The sequence below is a fragment of the Okeania sp. SIO2F4 genome (assembly GCF_010672385.1).
In the GTDB taxonomy this organism is placed as follows: domain Bacteria; phylum Cyanobacteriota; class Cyanobacteriia; order Cyanobacteriales; family Microcoleaceae; genus Trichodesmium.
In genome coordinates, this window is the sequence record NZ_JAAHGT010000050.1 from 1 (window position 1) to 16,972 (window position 16,972).

10 protein-coding genes and 1 other RNA gene are annotated in these 16,972 nt (G+C 33.3%); 6 read left to right on the top strand and 5 right to left on the bottom strand.

The annotated features are described in order from the left end of the window. Positions 1 to 666: 666 nt before the first annotated feature. The 3 genes from F6K22_RS05560 (at position 667) to F6K22_RS05570 (ending at position 4,070) form a co-directional block, all read left to right on the top strand. Positions 667 to 792, top strand: coding sequence for a hypothetical protein (locus F6K22_RS05560; RefSeq protein ID WP_293094347.1), 126 nt, complete (start codon positions 667 to 669; stop codon positions 790 to 792). Between the two features lie 633 nt (positions 793 to 1,425). Continuing rightward, a complete protein-coding gene (locus tag F6K22_RS05565; RefSeq protein WP_293094350.1) occupies positions 1,426 to 2,046 on the top strand; it encodes a 2OG-Fe(II) oxygenase in 621 nt (206 codons plus the stop codon). A gap of 1,148 nt (positions 2,047 to 3,194) precedes the next feature. After that, complete coding sequence (locus F6K22_RS05570; RefSeq protein WP_293094353.1) at positions 3,195 to 4,070, top strand: ABC transporter permease; 876 nt, start codon at positions 3,195 to 3,197, stop codon at positions 4,068 to 4,070. 511 nt (positions 4,071 to 4,581) lie between these two features. Here the strand turns inward: F6K22_RS05570 and F6K22_RS05575 are convergent. Beyond that, positions 4,582 to 5,460, bottom strand: coding sequence for a hypothetical protein (locus F6K22_RS05575; protein ID WP_293094355.1), 879 nt, complete (start codon positions 5,458 to 5,460; stop codon positions 4,582 to 4,584). A gap of 616 nt (positions 5,461 to 6,076) precedes the next feature. Between F6K22_RS05575 and F6K22_RS05580 the strand changes: the two genes are divergently transcribed. Both F6K22_RS05580 and F6K22_RS05585 read left to right on the top strand, forming a co-directional pair. Then, positions 6,077 to 6,628 (top strand): NUDIX hydrolase, encoded by a 552-nt coding sequence (locus F6K22_RS05580; RefSeq protein WP_293094357.1) that lies wholly within the window; start codon positions 6,077 to 6,079, stop codon positions 6,626 to 6,628. Between the two features lie 1,393 nt (positions 6,629 to 8,021). Further along, positions 8,022 to 9,446, top strand: a complete 1,425-nt coding sequence (locus F6K22_RS05585) for an FAD-binding domain-containing protein (protein WP_293094360.1) — start codon at positions 8,022 to 8,024, stop codon at positions 9,444 to 9,446. 876 nt (positions 9,447 to 10,322) lie between these two features. On the opposite strand, the gene ssrS is transcribed toward F6K22_RS05585, so the two are convergent. Then, positions 10,323 to 10,509, bottom strand: a non-coding RNA gene (gene ssrS, locus F6K22_RS05590) — 6S RNA. A gap of 255 nt (positions 10,510 to 10,764) precedes the next feature. Beyond that, the gene (locus F6K22_RS05595) at positions 10,765 to 11,916 is read right to left on the bottom strand and encodes a 5-(carboxyamino)imidazole ribonucleotide synthase (protein ID WP_293094362.1); all 1,152 of its coding nucleotides are present in this window, start codon (positions 11,914 to 11,916) and stop codon (positions 10,765 to 10,767) included. Between the two features lie 1,487 nt (positions 11,917 to 13,403). Between F6K22_RS05595 and F6K22_RS05600 the strand changes: the two genes are divergently transcribed. Next, complete coding sequence (locus tag F6K22_RS05600; protein WP_293094365.1) at positions 13,404 to 14,597, top strand: serine hydrolase domain-containing protein; 1,194 nt, start codon at positions 13,404 to 13,406, stop codon at positions 14,595 to 14,597. A 1,012-nt stretch (positions 14,598 to 15,609) separates the two neighbouring features. Here F6K22_RS05600 and F6K22_RS05605 read toward each other — a convergent pair. Both F6K22_RS05605 and F6K22_RS05610 read right to left on the bottom strand, forming a co-directional pair. Then, positions 15,610 to 16,017, bottom strand: coding sequence for a formylglycine-generating enzyme family protein (locus tag F6K22_RS05605; RefSeq protein WP_293094367.1), 408 nt, complete (start codon positions 16,015 to 16,017; stop codon positions 15,610 to 15,612). Continuing rightward, positions 15,959 to 16,972: formylglycine-generating enzyme family protein (locus tag F6K22_RS05610; RefSeq protein ID WP_293094369.1), on the bottom strand; the 1,014-nt coding region annotated here is incomplete at its 5' end. The genes F6K22_RS05610 and F6K22_RS05605, both read right to left, overlap by 59 nt.

Here is a 16,972-nt window from a genome sequence, read left to right on the forward strand (position 1 = left end):
CATATAATATGTCTGACTATTAACTTCAGAAGTGGCAAAATAAAATCTACTCTACTCACAAATTTTGAGAGGAGAAAAAAGTCGGATGTGTGAGGATAGTCTCAATTTGACTTTGAGAAATTTTTAGCAGTGGAGCAGTCAGTGAAAATTCATATAATATGTCTGACTCTTCACTTCAGAAGTGGCAAAATAAAATCTACTCTACTCACAAATTTTGAGAGGAGAAAAAGTCGGATGTGGGAGATTACTCTAAATATAGTCTACTCACAAATTTTGAGAGGAGAAAAAATCGGATGTGTGAGGATAGTCTCAATTTGACTTTGGGGAATTTTTGCTAGTTAAGCAGTTATCTGCAATTCATATAATATGTCTGACTATTAACTTCAGAAGTGGCAAAATAAAATCTACTCTACTCACAAATTTTGAGAGGAGAAAAAAGTCGGATGTGTGAGGATAGTCTCAATTTGACTTTGAGAAATTTTTAGTAGTGGAGGAGTCAGTGAAAATTCATATAATATGTCTGACTATTAACTTCAGAAGTGGCAAAATAAAATCTCCCCTACTCACAAATTTTGAGAGGAGAAAAAAGTCGGATGTGTGAGGATAGTCTCAATTTGACTTTGAGAAATTTTTAGTAGTGGATAAGTCAGTGAAAATTCATATAATATGTCTGACTCCTCACTTCTTTTCCTCAGTCGTTATATATACGAAGTTTTGCCTGTAACTTTTTCTTCTCAAGCTTTTCCAGATAGTCGCTTTACTATTAATGGTTGGATACGTCGCACTAATTAATTTAATTAAAATCAAGAAATAATGAGAAAATATTAGATAAATCAAGGCAATTAAAAAAAGTATTTATACCAGGCATGATAAATGTTTCCTACAAATAGTAATGCTTGAGATAATTTATCTGTCTAGGATTTAGTAATTGTTTAAATCTATTTAGTGACAAGTCTAATATATATAAAAGTCAAGGGTACAAATTATCGCTAATAATAGTGTTTGTCATAGATTAATGCTTGATTTGAGAACTACTTGATACTGAGCTTATTTTTCCCAAACCCCTAATATCTAAAACATTTTTTCAGCATATCCACCAAACATGAATTATTTTTAGTATAACAACCCTTGAAAAGTTAATTGATTTCATTATTATCATGTTTTTATATTAAAAAATAACCAGAAAAGTTTTTACTAGCAAAGAAAGCTAATCTTATAGAAGTAGTGATATGAATCAGTGCATACCTTTGCTCTTTAGAGAGTAAGTTATAATAATTATTATTTATTTATAGTACTAGGCATTATGGTTAGAACACTTCTAAATGTTCAAATTCAGTCAGGGATTATTTTTTATTTTAACTTTTAACTTTTGACTTGTGCGTAGCGCTATAGCACTACCAATATTTATAATTTACAGAACTAATTATGCTCAGTGACAAATATAATCAAAATCTAGTTAAATCAAAATGTGTAAAAATTGATAATTTTTTAACTCAGGGAGAAAATCAAAAAATTCTCGAATCTGTGATTAAATTAGAAGCATATTTTGAAAAAAGTCTTACTAGCTTAAGTGATAATGATTCTGATTTTCGTAAATCAATGGTATTGCATTTAGCACCTATTTCCAAAACTAGAATTAGTCAACGAATTAAATTAGTTTTACCTCAAGTTTTAGCTAAACTTGGTCACCAAGAATTTCCCATTACTCAAATAGAAGCACAAGTAACAGCTCATAATCATGGTCATTATTATCAGACACATAATGATAATGGAATTCCAGAAGTTGCTAAAAGAGAAATTACTTACGTTTACTATTTTTATCAACAACCTCAAAAATTTTATGGTGGGGAATTAGTTATATATGACGAAAAAATAGATAATAATTACTACAAGCAGGCAAATTCATTTAAGAAAATTGCACCGAAAAATAATAGTATTATTTTCTTTCTTAGTCGTTACTGGCACGAAGTTTTACCAGTAAATTGCCCTTCTAAAAATTTTGTAGATAGTCGGTTTACTATTAATGGTTGGATATGGAAAAGTTAATATTTACCATCAATCATCCATTAATGGTACATTGGAAATGTATAGCACTTCCCAAAAAGCTTGAGGTACAAAGTTTTTTAACTTTAAGGAGTCAGGAGACATGAGTCAGGAGACAGGAGTTAAATATAAGGTGTATTAGGTGTACCTCATTAGACACATAAATGCTATAGCAAAAATTAGTATCAAAAGAACAAAAGTTATTAAACACTAAAAACTCACTTCAATAAAATGAAAATTTATGTAAAAAAATACAGCAGTTTCCGAAGTGATAATTTACATATATTGATGGTTTGAGAAAGCAGGGAAGATGGGAATTCAAATAGGGAACAAGTAAAAAATATTTACCCTGTCAGTTGTACTACATTAGTCACCGAATCTGCTGTAGATAGTTCTAAAGAAGTAATAACAAGTAGTAGGGAAAAGATAAGGTCTGAATCACCGAATCGACTAAAAAAATAGATTTTTTCCCTTAACTATAAAGAGTTCTAAACCTCAGAACTCTAAATTTTAACATTGCGCATGAAACAGCTCTAATATTTCACAAAGAGAAGAAAAAAATTATTTCTATAAGATTAGAAACTGCTAAAATACTTCACTTTAAATCATAGAAATAAAACATTCCTTTTCCTTGGGAGGAAGGTTTAATAATTGATAGAGTCAAATCAAACGGTTTCCATTTTTAAGGATAATTGAGAGAATATAATTCTGCTTTGACAAGATATTTAGTAAACATTTATCCGAGAAAAGCATAATAAGTATCTAAACAAAATTATTGACCTATTCTAATTATATGGAATCTTTAGAATGCAAATAATTCAGCTTTTTATAGATGTTTCAACAATTAATTATTAATTATTACCTCTCCTTGAAAACAGATAGGATTGACTAATAATGAAAAATTTTTTCTGATCAAGGGGAGATTGGATATGGCGTTTCGCTGCCCGACATGAAACACGTAGCGTCCCGGAGGGAACGGAGACCTCGCCATCTCATCCTAAGGTCATGCTCCGCAAACGACCGCTTTTTTACCCTATTCAAGGGGAGACTTTAGAGCACAATTTCTCGGTAATTAATTTTGCGTGCCTGCTTATTACAGTATTTCAACTTATGCTAAAATTCTATTTCCTTACTTGAGCAATTATCAGATTATGACAAGTAGATTTTCACGAGCAAAATTTTTCAGTTTGTCTAGCAAACCCAGTATTTCAATTCAGATGATGTGGGTAGGTTTAACAATTACAATTTTATTTATATTAATTGCCGTTTTTTCCCCACTGTTAGAAAATTTTGGCTTACTCCAAGACTCTCAAGAATTTCTCAGTAATCCCATACATCAACCACCTTCTTTTGAACATTGGTTTGGCACAAGTCGTCAAGGTTATGATATTTTTTCCCGAACATTATTCGGCGCACAAGTTGCTTGGCAAGTTGTAATATTAGCGACTTTATTAAGTTTAATTATTGGTGTGCCATTAGGAATGGTAAGTGGTTATCTTGGAGGCAGAATTGATAAAGTTTTAATATTTTTTATGGATACTGTTTATACTTTACCAGGATTGTTACTTTCAATAACTTTAGCTTTTGTCGTGGGAAAAGGAATATTAAATGCAGCGATAGCTCTGAGTATTGCTTATATTCCTCAGTATTATCGAGTAGTTCGTAACCATACAGTTAGTGTCAAAACAGAACTTTTTATTGAAGCAGCAAGAGCGATGGGTGCTAATACTTGGAGAGTGTTGACTCGTTATTTATTTTTAAATGTTATTCAGAGTGTTCCTGTGTTGTTTACTCTTAATGCTGCAGATGCAGTTTTAGTATTAGGAGGATTGGGATTTTTAGGATTAGGATTACCTTCTGAAACTGCTGAATGGGGAAATGATTTAAGGTTAGCTTTAGATGCTTTACCAACAGGTATTTGGTGGACTGCTTTTTTTCCTGGTTTTACTTTAACTTTAATGGTGGTTGGGTTATCTTTATTAGGAGAAGGATTGAATGAATTTGTTAATCCTAAATTTAGAGAATAGGAAGGAAGAGGTCATTTCAGTTATTAGTTATCAGTTATCAGTTATCAGTACCTCATCCTGAAGCAATAGACTTGAAATACATATGGCAAATATTTTTTTATCCCCTTTCAACGGGATATTTTAGACTCAATTTTTCAGTAATAAGGAAGAAGTTGAAGCTTTTTTTTCTTCCTTATTCATATATAGTAATCCTATTTTATTCGTGGCAAAAATATTACTACTTTTTAGGGAACAGGGAACACTTAACTGGGAACAGGTAGGAGTTTCAACTTTTTTATTTACTTTTTAATTACCCGCAACCTATGCGCGGATTGCTATATAGTAACCCTGAATGATTTGTGAAAAAAAAAACTGTAGGGGTTTGGTCTCCAAACGCAATAGAAAATTGGATTTGGAGACCAAACCCCTACGATAAAATATTACAACCTATGCGCGGATTGCGACAGCATTCGTCAGGGTGGTTAGAATATTATCAAATCTTCAAATTTACTCACTGCAAGAAGTTAGCTTCTCAATTCTCAATTCTACCAAAACCACCCCAAAAAGCACCAGAAATTATTCCCCAAATTGAGCCAATACCTGTACCAATAATTACTCCTCTGAGCAAAGTAACTTGGGCACTAATTCCTAAATTTAAAAACAAATCATCACCAATAGTTATAGATAAAATTCCGCCAATAATCCCCCAAGCGATCGCCATCAAAAAACAACCCCAAATTGCTCCAACAATTGCACCTCTTATGCCAATTAATTCTAATGCTAAAGGTAAAGGAGGAGCCATAATTAATCCACCGAATATAATTCCTGATATTGTTCCACCAATAGCACCATTTCCACTACCAAAAATCAAAACAGCTATTAATAATTGAGGTAAGTTATCAGCACTAATATCAAGATTTGCTTGACTCCAAAACACTAAGCAAACTGTGGCAACCATACCTATAATTGTCCCGAAAAACGACCCCCAAATTCCACCTAAAATTGCTCCAGACTTACCCCAAATTCTCATCCCTCCCAAAAACATTGGTGGTTTAAACAAACTCCAAATAAAACCAAAACTTCCTCCGAGAAATGCTCCTAATATATATACCTTACCAAAATTAGCATCCCGATTTAATATTGCTAACATTAATCCTCCAATAGCACTGCCTAGAAAACAACCACCAATAATTCCAGCTATTATATAATTTTTACTAGATTCATCTTGTCTAGCCATTAATGATTTCCAAATCATACTGATAATTATAGACCACAAAATACCCATTAATAATGCACTTACAATAGTGACTAAATTTTGATTAATTCCGATAAATAAACCAGCTAAAGCAGCACAAAATAAAATACCCCAAAGAGTTCCACCAATTATGCTCCAAATTATTTTATTAACCATATTAATTTGACTATTAAGTATTGTTTTGAAGAATTTTCTAAGTTATAAATTTAGATTTAATTAATCAGAATATAGGTAAGTCACAAGTTAAAAAAGTTTACCTTTAATGAATAATTCCTTCCTATTTCTTAAGTGCAGCTTGATAAATAAATGGTATTAGTAGTTAGAAAAAACTACCAAAAACCCTAAAAAATCATCTTTACTATCAGGAATTAAAGCATTAACGAGAGGCGCTAAGACAATTAATAATGAATAATGAATAATGAATAATGAATAATGAATAATTACCTCTCCTTGAAAACAGATAGGATTGACTCAAAGGAACATTTTTTCTGATCAAGGGGAGATTGGATATGGCGTTTAGCGTTCCGCTAAACTTCGTTAACGCTAAGCGTTTCATGTCGCGCAGCGTCCCGGAGGGAACGGAAATCCGCTCTTGCAGAGCCGCAGAGCTAACGCCATCTCATCCTACAGAAAGGTCCGAAGATCGACTGCTTGTTTCTCCTTTAAAGGAGAGGTTTTAAACCTTAATTATTCGGTAATTATTAACTTTAACCAGCTACCCTGTATTAATACAAAGATGATATTATAGTTAAAACTTAGTTTATTATATTTTATGCCAAATCAAGAAGCACCTGAAATTATTAAACAACGTCTCCTATATAAAGGTAGAAAATTTAACTTTGACGTCAACCATCTACGTCTACCTAATGGAGTTGAAGGAGACTGGGAATGTATTCGTCATCCTGGAGGTGCTTTATGTGTTCCTGTTACTTCAGATGGAAAATTAGTTTTAGTAAAACAATATAGATTTGCCATTCAAGGTAGGATTTTAGAATTTCCTGCAGGTACGATAGAGGAAAATGAAAATCCTGCTGATACTGTCAAACGAGAAATAGAAGAAGAAACAGGTTATCGAGCAAATAAATGGCAAAAGTTAGGAGAATTTCCCCTTGCTCCTGGATATTCAGATGAATTTATTTATGCTTTTTTGGCAGAAGATTTGGAGAAACTAAAAAATCCTCCAGCACAAGATATTGATGAAGATATGGAAACAGTTTTAATGACTCCTCAAGAATTAGAAAAAGCTATCTTAGAGGGAGAATTTGTAGATGCTAAATCAATCTGTAGTTTATTTTTGGCTAAACCGTTTTTATCAGGAATATAGAAGTAATAATTCAGCAGTCAGAAGTCAGAAAGTAGGAGATGGTAAATTTTTTTTATTCTTATTAAGGGTTAAGGGGACATAATATTATTGCTCGACTAAGAGCGTAGTATTAATTCCTGAAAATTACTATTAAAACAAAAAATTATGTTCCCTTTTCCTTAGAGTAAATTAACCAAGTAATTTCAAATTCAAAAAAGATAGTTACAGCAAAAAATGGATTTGTTCAGTACGTAATAACTATCGAATTTAATTTTCCCTATTGCCACCTCAAGTTTTCCCTTCCCACTAAAAAAAGTTAATGCAACAGTATTTGTTGAAACTGATAAGTAGTTCATTAATCGATAATGGATAATGAATAATGGATAATTACCTCTCCCTAAAAGCTATGCTTTACCCATAAGTATTGAAACCCTTTTATGATAGGGAGATAGGGAGATGGGGAGATGGGGGGAGAAACAGAGCATTCCAGATTAAAAAAGCCTCTAATTAAATACATTTACTCTTGGGAAATATCCATTTTATGGTAATCACATAGCTTCTCTCTTTTGTCAAGTTTCATGTTAACAAAGATGTGGGTAATGGATAGCCCTAAAAGGGAGAGGATTGACCAAGAAGGAAAAAATTTATTTTTTTCCCCTTGAAAGAGGAGGCTAATAAAGCTGAATTATTTAATTATTAATTATTCTGTAAGTAAAATTAAATAGAAAATTATTTTTGACAGAGAACAGGGATGAAATAATTTCTCTCACCTTACCTGACATCTTAGCTATTGGTTTTAGATTTTTTTAAACTAACTTCATAAGAGAGTATTTTTCAGCAAAATATTAAAGCTGAAATCGATGGAATAAATTTACATTCATAGCTAATAGTATAGCATTTAGCATTCAGCATTCACCTGCCTTCCCTGGTCGAAACTGTGTTTTTTATGTCGCGTAGCAAAACAGCTAAAGTCAAAACTATTGACTGTAAAGAATTTCAATTTTATCAATTTCATAACACTTTTTTGTAGTGCTATAAAAGTCTTAAAGATTGGAGAAGTAGCTATATTTTAGTCAAGATTTACGGACTATTTTTATGGTAGTCAATATAGCAATCCGCCCATTGGTTGTGAAAATTTTTCTAACAGTTAATTTTAACTGAAAATATTTTAAATTATGACTCCTAAGTACCAGGAAAATATTACAACTGAAATGGGATTGTTATAGTTGTGTATTTTTGCCTCCTCTCCATTCCCTACTCGCTCCTCCCTACTTCCTTTTTGACAAAAATGAAAACTATAATAGCTAAATTAGAAAAAATTAATTTGCACTCATCTCAGATAAAAATCAAAATGATAGGTAACTAAGAATTACTCTAAACCCAGTCATTAAAGTTAGCGGTAAACTAAAACAAAATGTCTCACTTAATCCTATTTTGGCATCGGCGCGATCTACGCATTTCAGATAATATCGGACTGACACAAGCATCTCAAGAAACTCCAACAGTAGTAGGCATATTTTGTCTTGATGAAAATATATTCAAACGAGACGATATTGCTCCAGCAAGAATTACCTATATGATTAGTTGTTTACAACATTTAGAAAAACGCTATAAACAAATAGGAAGTCAACTATTAATAATCTCAGGAAAACCTACAGAAGCTATACCAAAATTAGCAACTTTTCTAGAAGCAAAAGCTGTATATTGGAACCTAGATGTTGAACCTTATAGTAAGGAACGTGATCGCCAAGTTAAACAAAAATTAGAAGCAGCAAATATTCAAGTAAAAACATTTTGGGACCAACTCCTTAATTCCCCAGAAGAAATATTTACTGGTACAAAAAAACCTTACAGTGTCTACACTCCTTTCTGGAAAAATTGGAAGAGTAAAAAAAAATCATATCCAGTTAAGATTTCCTCACTCAAAGGATTAACTGAAGAGAAACTTCAACAGACAAAAGAAATAGGAGTAATTGACTTACCTACTGCTAAAGAATTAGGATTTAATTGGGAAAATAAACTGATTCTGGAACCAGGAGAAACAGCAGCATTAGAAAAATTAGAAACATTTTCCAGTGGGGCGATATATTCATATCAAGAACAACGAAACTTCCCTAGTATTGATGGAACATCTCAACTAAGTGCTGCTCTAAAATTTGGTACTATTGGTATTCGTACTGTTTGGGCAAAAACTCAAGAATTAATTGAAAACTGCCGTAGCAATGAAGCATTTGAAAATATAGAAACCTGGCAAAAAGAAATAGCATGGCGGGAATTTTATCAATATGTTATGTACCATTATCCCGAACTAGAAACAGGTCCTTACCGAGAACATTGGAAAAATTTTCCTTGGGAGAATAATGAAGCATATTTTCAAGCTTGGTGTGAAGGAAAGACAGGTTATCCTATTATTGATGCTGCTATGCGTCAGTTAAATGAAACAGGTTGGATGCACAACCGTTGTCGGATGATAGTCGCCAGTTTTTTGACCAAAGATTTAATTATTAATTGGCAGTGGGGCGAAAAATATTTTATGCAGAAATTAATAGATGGAGACCTTTCTGCTAATAATGGTGGTTGGCAATGGAGTGCTTCGAGTGGAATGGACCCAAAACCTTTGAGAATATTTAACCCCACATCTCAGACACAAAAATATGACCCAGAAGCAGAATATATTCGGCAGTGGGTTTCAGAGTTAGGTCGTGTAGATACGGAATATTTAGTTACTGGTAAAATTCCTATGGATGAGCGGGAAGTTGTAGGTTATCCTCTAGCTATTGTTGACCATAAAAAAAGACAACAACTTTTTAAGTCTCTTTACCAAGAACAGAAAAATTAATTGGGCAGTTATATTTTCTCAGTGAGAATATGTCCGAGAAAAATTTTTACCTGTGGATGAGAGTCAAATATTGGTGAGAAAAATTTTGAAGGGTACTTTTCTTGTTGTCTGTTGTTTCTTCAATTATCAAGAATGGAAAAATTAATTGGGCAGTTATATTTTCTCAGTGAGAATATCTGCCTGAAAAATTTTTACCTGTGGATGAGAGTCAAATATTGGTGAGAATATCTGCCTGAAAAATTTTTACCTGTGGATGAGAGTCAAATATTGATGAGAAAAATTTTGAAGGGTACTTTAGTTGTTATAGCAGTCGAAGCAAAGGTTAGGACAGATAAAAAGCTGAAAACTCAGACAACCCCAGATTTTTCTTTCTTCCTTCTTCCCTTTTCCTTCTTTCTTCTGCTATATCTGTTGTTTCCTGAATTATCAAGAACAGAAAAATTAATTGGGCAGTTATATCTTTTCACTGAGAATATCTCTCAGAAAAATTTTTACCTGTGGATGAGAGTCAAATAATTGGGCAGTTATATTTTCTCAGTGAGAATATGTCCGAGAAAAATTTTTACCTGTGGATGAGAGTCAAATATTGGTGAGAAAAATTTTGAAGGGTACTTTTCTTGTTGTCTGTTGTTTCTTCAATTATCAAGAATGGAAAAATTAATTGGGCAGTTATATATTCTCAGTGAGAATATCTCCCAGAAAAATTTTCAAGGGTATCCTTAACTTTTGGTATTACTGAACCAACGGATGAATCTTTGCAGAAAAAGTAAATTTCATCTGTTACTTCCTCTTTACTGTAAAACTATAATTCATCCCACAAATATGCAACGCCTAACTTTTTGTATATTCGTTCGTCCTTATTCCTTCAAAAAAAAATAGTTCACCACAACGCCGTCTTACCTCAGCTTTTGACCTGGATAATACCAGGTGGGTATCTTGGCCCGAGTTTAAAGTTTCTGGGTACAAGCCCAGTTTACTGCCACTCGAACATCTAGATTCCCAATGTTTTTTGATTTGTAGGTCAAAAAAACATTATTGGCAGTCACCAACGTCGCAGTAGAACCTGGTAACTATTATAGCGGTTATTTTTTTTCTGTCACCCCCCTTAAGTAAGTCAAAATTCAAAATTTAAAAGTCAAAAGTTATAAATTCCTTGAAGCTATAGCGGTAGACGCAAGTCAGAAGTAATACCTGCCTGAGTTTGAGAATTTATAAATGTCTGTGCCCTATTTACATAGTGCTGTATTTTCTATTTAGGGCGTCTCTTCTGACTCCTCCTATATGTTCATCATTCTCAAATAATCTGAAGCTCCAAATTTTAGTTATACCAGATATTTTCGATTTGATTAGCGATCGCCTCACCCTGCCAACGCATAGTTTCAAAATTTTCCTCATCTAGCAAAACAGTCACATGACCTAACTTCCGTCCTGGACGAGATTCTGTTTTGCCATACCACCAAACGGAAGCATGAGGAATCTTTTCTAACATTTGCCGTTTTGTCAAGTAGTGATTTTCCCCAAATTCATAACCTAACAAATTTACCATCACCGCTCCTCTTGTTTTGAGAGTGGTACTACCCAGAGGTAAACCACAAACTGCCCGTAAATGTTGTTCAAATTGGGAAGTCTCACAGGCATCTAAAGTGTAATGACCAGAATTATGAGTTCTCGGAGCAATTTCATTAATCAAAACTTTCTTATCTTTAGTAATAAACATTTCAATTCCAAATACTCCTACTACTTCTAAATTATTGAGAAGAGAATGAGCGATCGCTTCAATTTCTTTTACTAATTCCAAATTTTCATCAGGCACAAAAACCCGCCGACAAACCTGATTTTCCTGTTGAGTTTCTACCACAGGATAAATCTTAACTTCACCAGTCACTCCACGAGCAGCAATAACTGCAATTTCTCGCTCAAAAGGGATAAATTCTTGTATGAAAATTTCCGAATTTCCCTGAGATTTTAAACTCTCAATATCCTTAATAATAAAAGTACCTTGACCATCATAACCATGACGACGAGCTTTCAATACCAGAGGAAAAGATAAAGATTCAATTTCTTTTCCCCACTCCCAAAAGTTAGGAACAGGTAAACCTAAATTTCGCAAATAACACAACTGTTCATACTTATCTAATAATGGCTTCAACACAGATAAACTCGGACGAAAAATTAGATTATTTTTAAGCAGATGTGACAACTCATCTATATTAATAAACTCATTTTCAAAAGTAATCACATCACTACTATTTGCTAACTTTGTAGTTGCCTGAGCATCATCAATTTCTGCCAAAATAATATCCTTTGCTATAGATACTGCCGGGTCATCTTTACGGGGAGTTTGAATAATTAAATCTACTCCTAGTTTTTTAGCTGCATCCGCCATCATCCATGCTAACTGACCTCCACCAATAACACCGACTTTTTCAATTTTACTGGGTTGGTTTTGACTAATTTCAATATTTTTCATTTTTCCGATCAATTCAATTATAACTTTTGTATTTTATCAACAAAAAAATTCTTTTTTGTTAGCATTCACTCGTAAGTTATCATATATTAACTGATACCTAGATGAAGTCTAAATAATGATAATTGAAAAAAAATCTACAAAAGAGTATAAGTAATATCAAATTATACTACTATATATGGTGCTGGAAAGTTGGCTAAGTCAATTTTTTTCTGCTACTTTTAATGAATTTTGAATGTAATAAAAAGTATCTGATTCTGCACTTCTGTCTAATTATGGATGATTCAAGGTTATCGAACCCAACTTTTTGATTTTAGCCCTATTTAAAAAATAAATATCCCGATCGATCGACCAATTATTCCTCTTGCAAATTCATGTTCTTTCAGAGACATATAGAAATCCTAAATGATTTGTAAAAATTTTTATAATAGTTAATATTAACGGAAAATCTTGAAAATTATGACTCATGAGGAATGACTCCTAATTACCACCAAAATATTACAACTTAAATAGGATTGCTATAGTAATTTATAATAACTATAGGTCATAAGTAACTGAACAAAATTCATTACACATTTTTCTTTCATTGAAAATATTTTACGGCAAGATTTACAGAGAATTAGAATAGGTAATCAATTCTGTGTAGGTGTTTAATTACCAAAGAAAAAAAGTATAAAGCCACCCCTTTTAAGGGGGTAAAAAGCGATCGTTTGCAGAGCATTCCGTAGGATGGAATAGCTAGGTTTCACGCTCTTGCAGAGCCACTCCGCAATTCAAGTCGCTCCGCTTTAACGCGGGTTGTGCGGAGCGCTAAACGCCATATTCAATCCACCAAGAGAAAATAAAATTCCAGATTTCAAGCCTGTTGCTTAAGTTAAAGTTACTGTTTCGCTACACGACATATTTGCGGAGCATTCTAGAGGAAAAAACGCAATTTCTACCCAGGAGGCTAACTGATAAATGATAACTAGACAATTTTCTCCCAAAGCTTCAATAATTTTTTTGTATTTCTGCTAATTCAAATTAGGGACTTCCAAATAAAAAAATATACAATTACCTAGAATTTAGGGAAGAACGAGTAGGGAGTAGGCAGTAGGTAAGAACGAGTAGTGAGTAGGCAATAGAGGGAGTTAAACTTTCCAGGTCTAGTTCAAAAATTGGATAATTTATTTTTTGCTATTCACTTAGAGAAAATAATCCTTTTTTTCAGGAATAGTTAGAGCGACAGTATTAATTAATCATCTTTTTTTCTACCAAGCCATTTTGTTCCCATTTCAGTCATAGCTGAAAATACTAGATAAAGAATCAAAAGACTGACACCAATGATAAATGGTACTAAATCATCTGGCATTTGTTAACCCCTAGTCAATTTTATTTCCAGATGATAACATGAACAGCGTTTTACTACGCGACATATTTCCCGAGAATTCCAAAGGAAAACTTAGAGTGTTGCCTCAGCAGTATCCCGATCTACTATTCAACCAATAGCTATGAACATTATCAAATTTATGCTCATTTTTATTCTGCCTCTAATCACCATTATTTTAATTATCTGGAAATTTTATTTTGAACCAAAATTTACGTTATTTGATGATGATAAAAGAGTCATCAATTTTCGTAATATGAATCGTGTTTTTCCTAGTACAATTATCCATCGTTATCAAAAATCATACAAATTTCAGGAAGATTTACGCGACTTGAATATACCTTATAAGTTCCAGGATGAAACCAGGAAAATGTCTGATTTTTTGCAGCGTTTAAAAACTACTGGTTTTTTGTTAGTTAAAAATGATGTAATTGTCTATGAAAAATACTTTCAAGGTTATGCAAAAGCCAATAAAATAACATCTTGGTCAGTAGCAAAAGCTTTCATATCTGCTTTGATAGGAATTGCTTTAGAAGATAATTATATTAATAGTATAGATGACCCGATTACTAAATATATGCCAGAGTTGAAAGTATCCGGTTATAACAACGTGCCAATTAAACATATTCTCCAGATGCAATCTGGTGTTAGATTTACTGAAAATTTTCGTCATCAAAATACAGATATTTATCAACTTTTATATAAATTATTTCTCTATATACAGCCTATGGAAAAGGCAGTTTTAAATTATCCTTCTCAATACCCATCAGGAAATTATTTTGAATACATGGGCTTAAATAGTCAGATATTAAGTTTATTATTAAAACGAACAACCGGACAAAACATTGTGACTTATTTAGAAAAGAAAATATGGCAACCAATCGGAGCAGAATCAGATGCTTATTGGTTAACAGATAATTATGGAACTGAAGTAACTTTTTGTGGGATGAATTGTACTTTGAGAGATTATGCCAAATTTGGTTTAGCTTATCTACACAATGGATATTTTAACGGACAACAAATTATCCCTAAAAGTTGGGTAAAAGAGTCAACAATACCCAATACTCCCCACTTAAAACCAGGAGCAACAGATGAGAGATATTTTAAGTGGGGTTATCAATATCATTGGTGGATTCCTGAAGGTTCAAATGGTGATTATTGTGCAACTGGAGCCTGGGGGCAATATCTTTATATTAATCCTGAAAAGAACTTAGTCGGAGTAAAAACAGGCTCTGGCAATAAGATTTATAGAAGTATTGACGATGTAGAAACAATTGCTTTATTTCGAGCGATCGCTGATGAGTTAGATTCAAATTAATTAGATAGGGAATAAGGAATAGAGGTTAGTATTAAACTGTACCTCACTATCCTCAAAAGCTCTGTAATTTATATAGCAGGTAACAGGCAATAGGCAACAGGGAACAGTTGGAAAAGCATTTCCTAGTCTGAGATTCATCATCAGTAATTGTCAAATACCAATTCTTTCTTAGCTATAGCAGTTAATTATCCATTAGAAATCTCCAATAATCAAAAATAAAATCAATTATCCTACAGAAATAATCAATTATTTCCGCTTAATCCCTACTCCAGCTACTCCCTACTACCTTTTTTCTAGAGAGGTATATTATTAATTGCTAATTAGCAGTCAGCTATTAGCTGAATGCTTCCCTAAATATTTACTACTTCTTCTAAGTTTTATTTATCTGTATAAGGCTTTGAGTTTTAAAATTTTAAACTTTGTCATCAATCTATGACAAAATCGAAGAAAAAAATTTTCCCATTCTCTAACGAAATTTCAATCTTTTTAGCAGTTTTGCTCAATTTTGTAATATTATGAGTAGTGATATAATCCTTGGGGTTTTTATAACTTGATCGAAATTTTAAGCTGCAAATGCTTATACTGCGGTTGTTTAGAGAGGCGATCGCTGTTAATTGACTTTTAGATGAATGACTAATTTTCCTCTCTTCATTTTTCGACTGGTTGATAGATTGACTGTTTTGTGCTAGGGAAAAGAATTTTCTATATTTTTACCTGGGCAAGTGTTCATACTAAATCTAGCAACCTCAAAAACCAATTTTTTTAGTTGATTCAAAAGTCAAGAGTATGGACGAACGAATCCTTATAAATAAATACTATCGCAATTTTAAAGAGAATGCAAGGCAAATCCTTAGCTGATTTTTTTGGAGCTTCACAGAATGAAATTTACCTCTACTGAGGATAGGCTTCTATATATATTGGGTAGAAGTTAGGTGGCGATATAGCTGCCGCACTTGCTCCGCCTTTCATGTCGGCGACAGCCGAAACGCGAAGCGATCGCTAGTCATGTTTATCAGAAATAATCGGGACTACAGACCATACGGAAACCAAAGTAGTCGTAACGGAAGACACGCCCAAAGTAACTGACGCGAATCGCAGAACGGCAGAACTCAGGATTATCGTACCAAGAACCACCCCGCAGTGGAGAACTATCCATGTCTCTATCCTGCCAAGCACTCCCATCATTAGGCGCACCCTCATAATTATCATGCCAAATATCCTGACACCACTCCCAGACATTGCCGTGCATATCGTATAAACCAAAAGCATTGGGAGGAAAAATTCCTACATTTGTTGTTTCTTGTAGATATTTACTTTTAGGAGCTTTGCCATAAGTATAGTTGCCATTGTAGTTAGCTAACTCAGACGTTATAGTTTCTCCAAAATAAAAAGGAGTAGTTGTTCCTGCACGGGCGCGCATATTCCCACTGACTCTCACTGGGCAAACTGTAAGTTTTTGTTGTTTTCTGGGATAGCTTTTGACAAAATTCTGTGGCGTTGTACCATGTTACAGTTTCTACAGGACGATTTCTTCCTTTAAAATGAGAGGGATTTTTATCCATAATGATTTGATATTGTTCTTGAGTAATAGGATATTTGCTCATATAAAAAGGTTGGAGAGTAACTTGATGTTGAGGAGTTTCTGTATTAAATCTTTGTTCTTCATTTTCTGGCGAACCCATGAGAAAACTTCCCCCAGGGATATAAACCATTTCTAATTTAATATCATTACCTAAGTCTTCGATTTTTTGTCTGGCATTACGGGGGGTGCGGTTGATTATTTTGCCAAAATTATTGACAGTTACTACTTCAAAAGTAAATATTTCTCCTATTTCTGTTTCTGGTATTGATCTGAGAAATGTTTGTGGTGGAGAAGTTTCATTAATAATGGGTGGTGCTGTTAATTTTTGAGATATTTGTAGTGGAGGGGTAAACTTTTTTTCTGTGGGATAAGTCTGGTTAATCAGGGAGGATATTTCCCCAGGATTTTGAAACTTTTTCTGAAAATCAGGCAACAAGAGAACGCGGAAACCCAAATTCATAATGCAGTTGTCAAAATAGTTGTTAAAGCGGAAGGCACTCCGACAATGGTTAGGATTATTGTTCCAACTACCACCACGGATAATTCTTTGATTACTACTTTTTCCTTTTTCCCAAACACTTCCGTCATTAGGAGCGTCACTATAATTATCGTGCCAAATATCCAGACACCACTCCCAGACATTGCCGTGCATATCGTATAAACCAAAAGCATTGGGAGGAAAAATTCCTACATTTGTTGTTTCTTGTAGATATTTACTTTTAGGAGCTTTGCCATAAGTATAGTTGCCATTGTAGTTAGCTAACTCAGACGTTATAGTTTCTCCAAAATAAAA

Bases quoted from the DNA above. Each gene is read 5' to 3' on its own strand.
- F6K22_RS05575 (WP_293094355.1), bottom strand. From the start codon at position 5,460: ATGGTTAATAAAATAATTTGGAGCATAATTGGTGGAACTCTTTGGGGT.
- F6K22_RS05570 (WP_293094353.1), top strand. From the start codon at position 3,195: ATGACAAGTAGATTTTCACGAGCAAAATTTTTCAGTTTGTCTAGCAAA.
- F6K22_RS05580 (WP_293094357.1), top strand. From the start codon at position 6,077: ATGCCAAATCAAGAAGCACCTGAAATTATTAAACAACGTCTCCTATAT.
- F6K22_RS05600 (WP_293094365.1), top strand. From the start codon at position 13,404: ATGAACATTATCAAATTTATGCTCATTTTTATTCTGCCTCTAATCACC.
- F6K22_RS05605 (WP_293094367.1), bottom strand. From the start codon at position 16,017: ATGCGCGCCCGTGCAGGAACAACTACTCCTTTTTATTTTGGAGAAACT.
- F6K22_RS05585 (WP_293094360.1), top strand. From the start codon at position 8,022: ATGTCTCACTTAATCCTATTTTGGCATCGGCGCGATCTACGCATTTCA.
- F6K22_RS05560 (WP_293094347.1), top strand. From the start codon at position 667: ATGTCTGACTCCTCACTTCTTTTCCTCAGTCGTTATATATACGAAGTT.
- F6K22_RS05595 (WP_293094362.1), bottom strand. From the start codon at position 11,916: ATGAAAAATATTGAAATTAGTCAAAACCAACCCAGTAAAATTGAAAAA.
- F6K22_RS05565 (WP_293094350.1), top strand. From the start codon at position 1,426: ATGCTCAGTGACAAATATAATCAAAATCTAGTTAAATCAAAATGTGTA.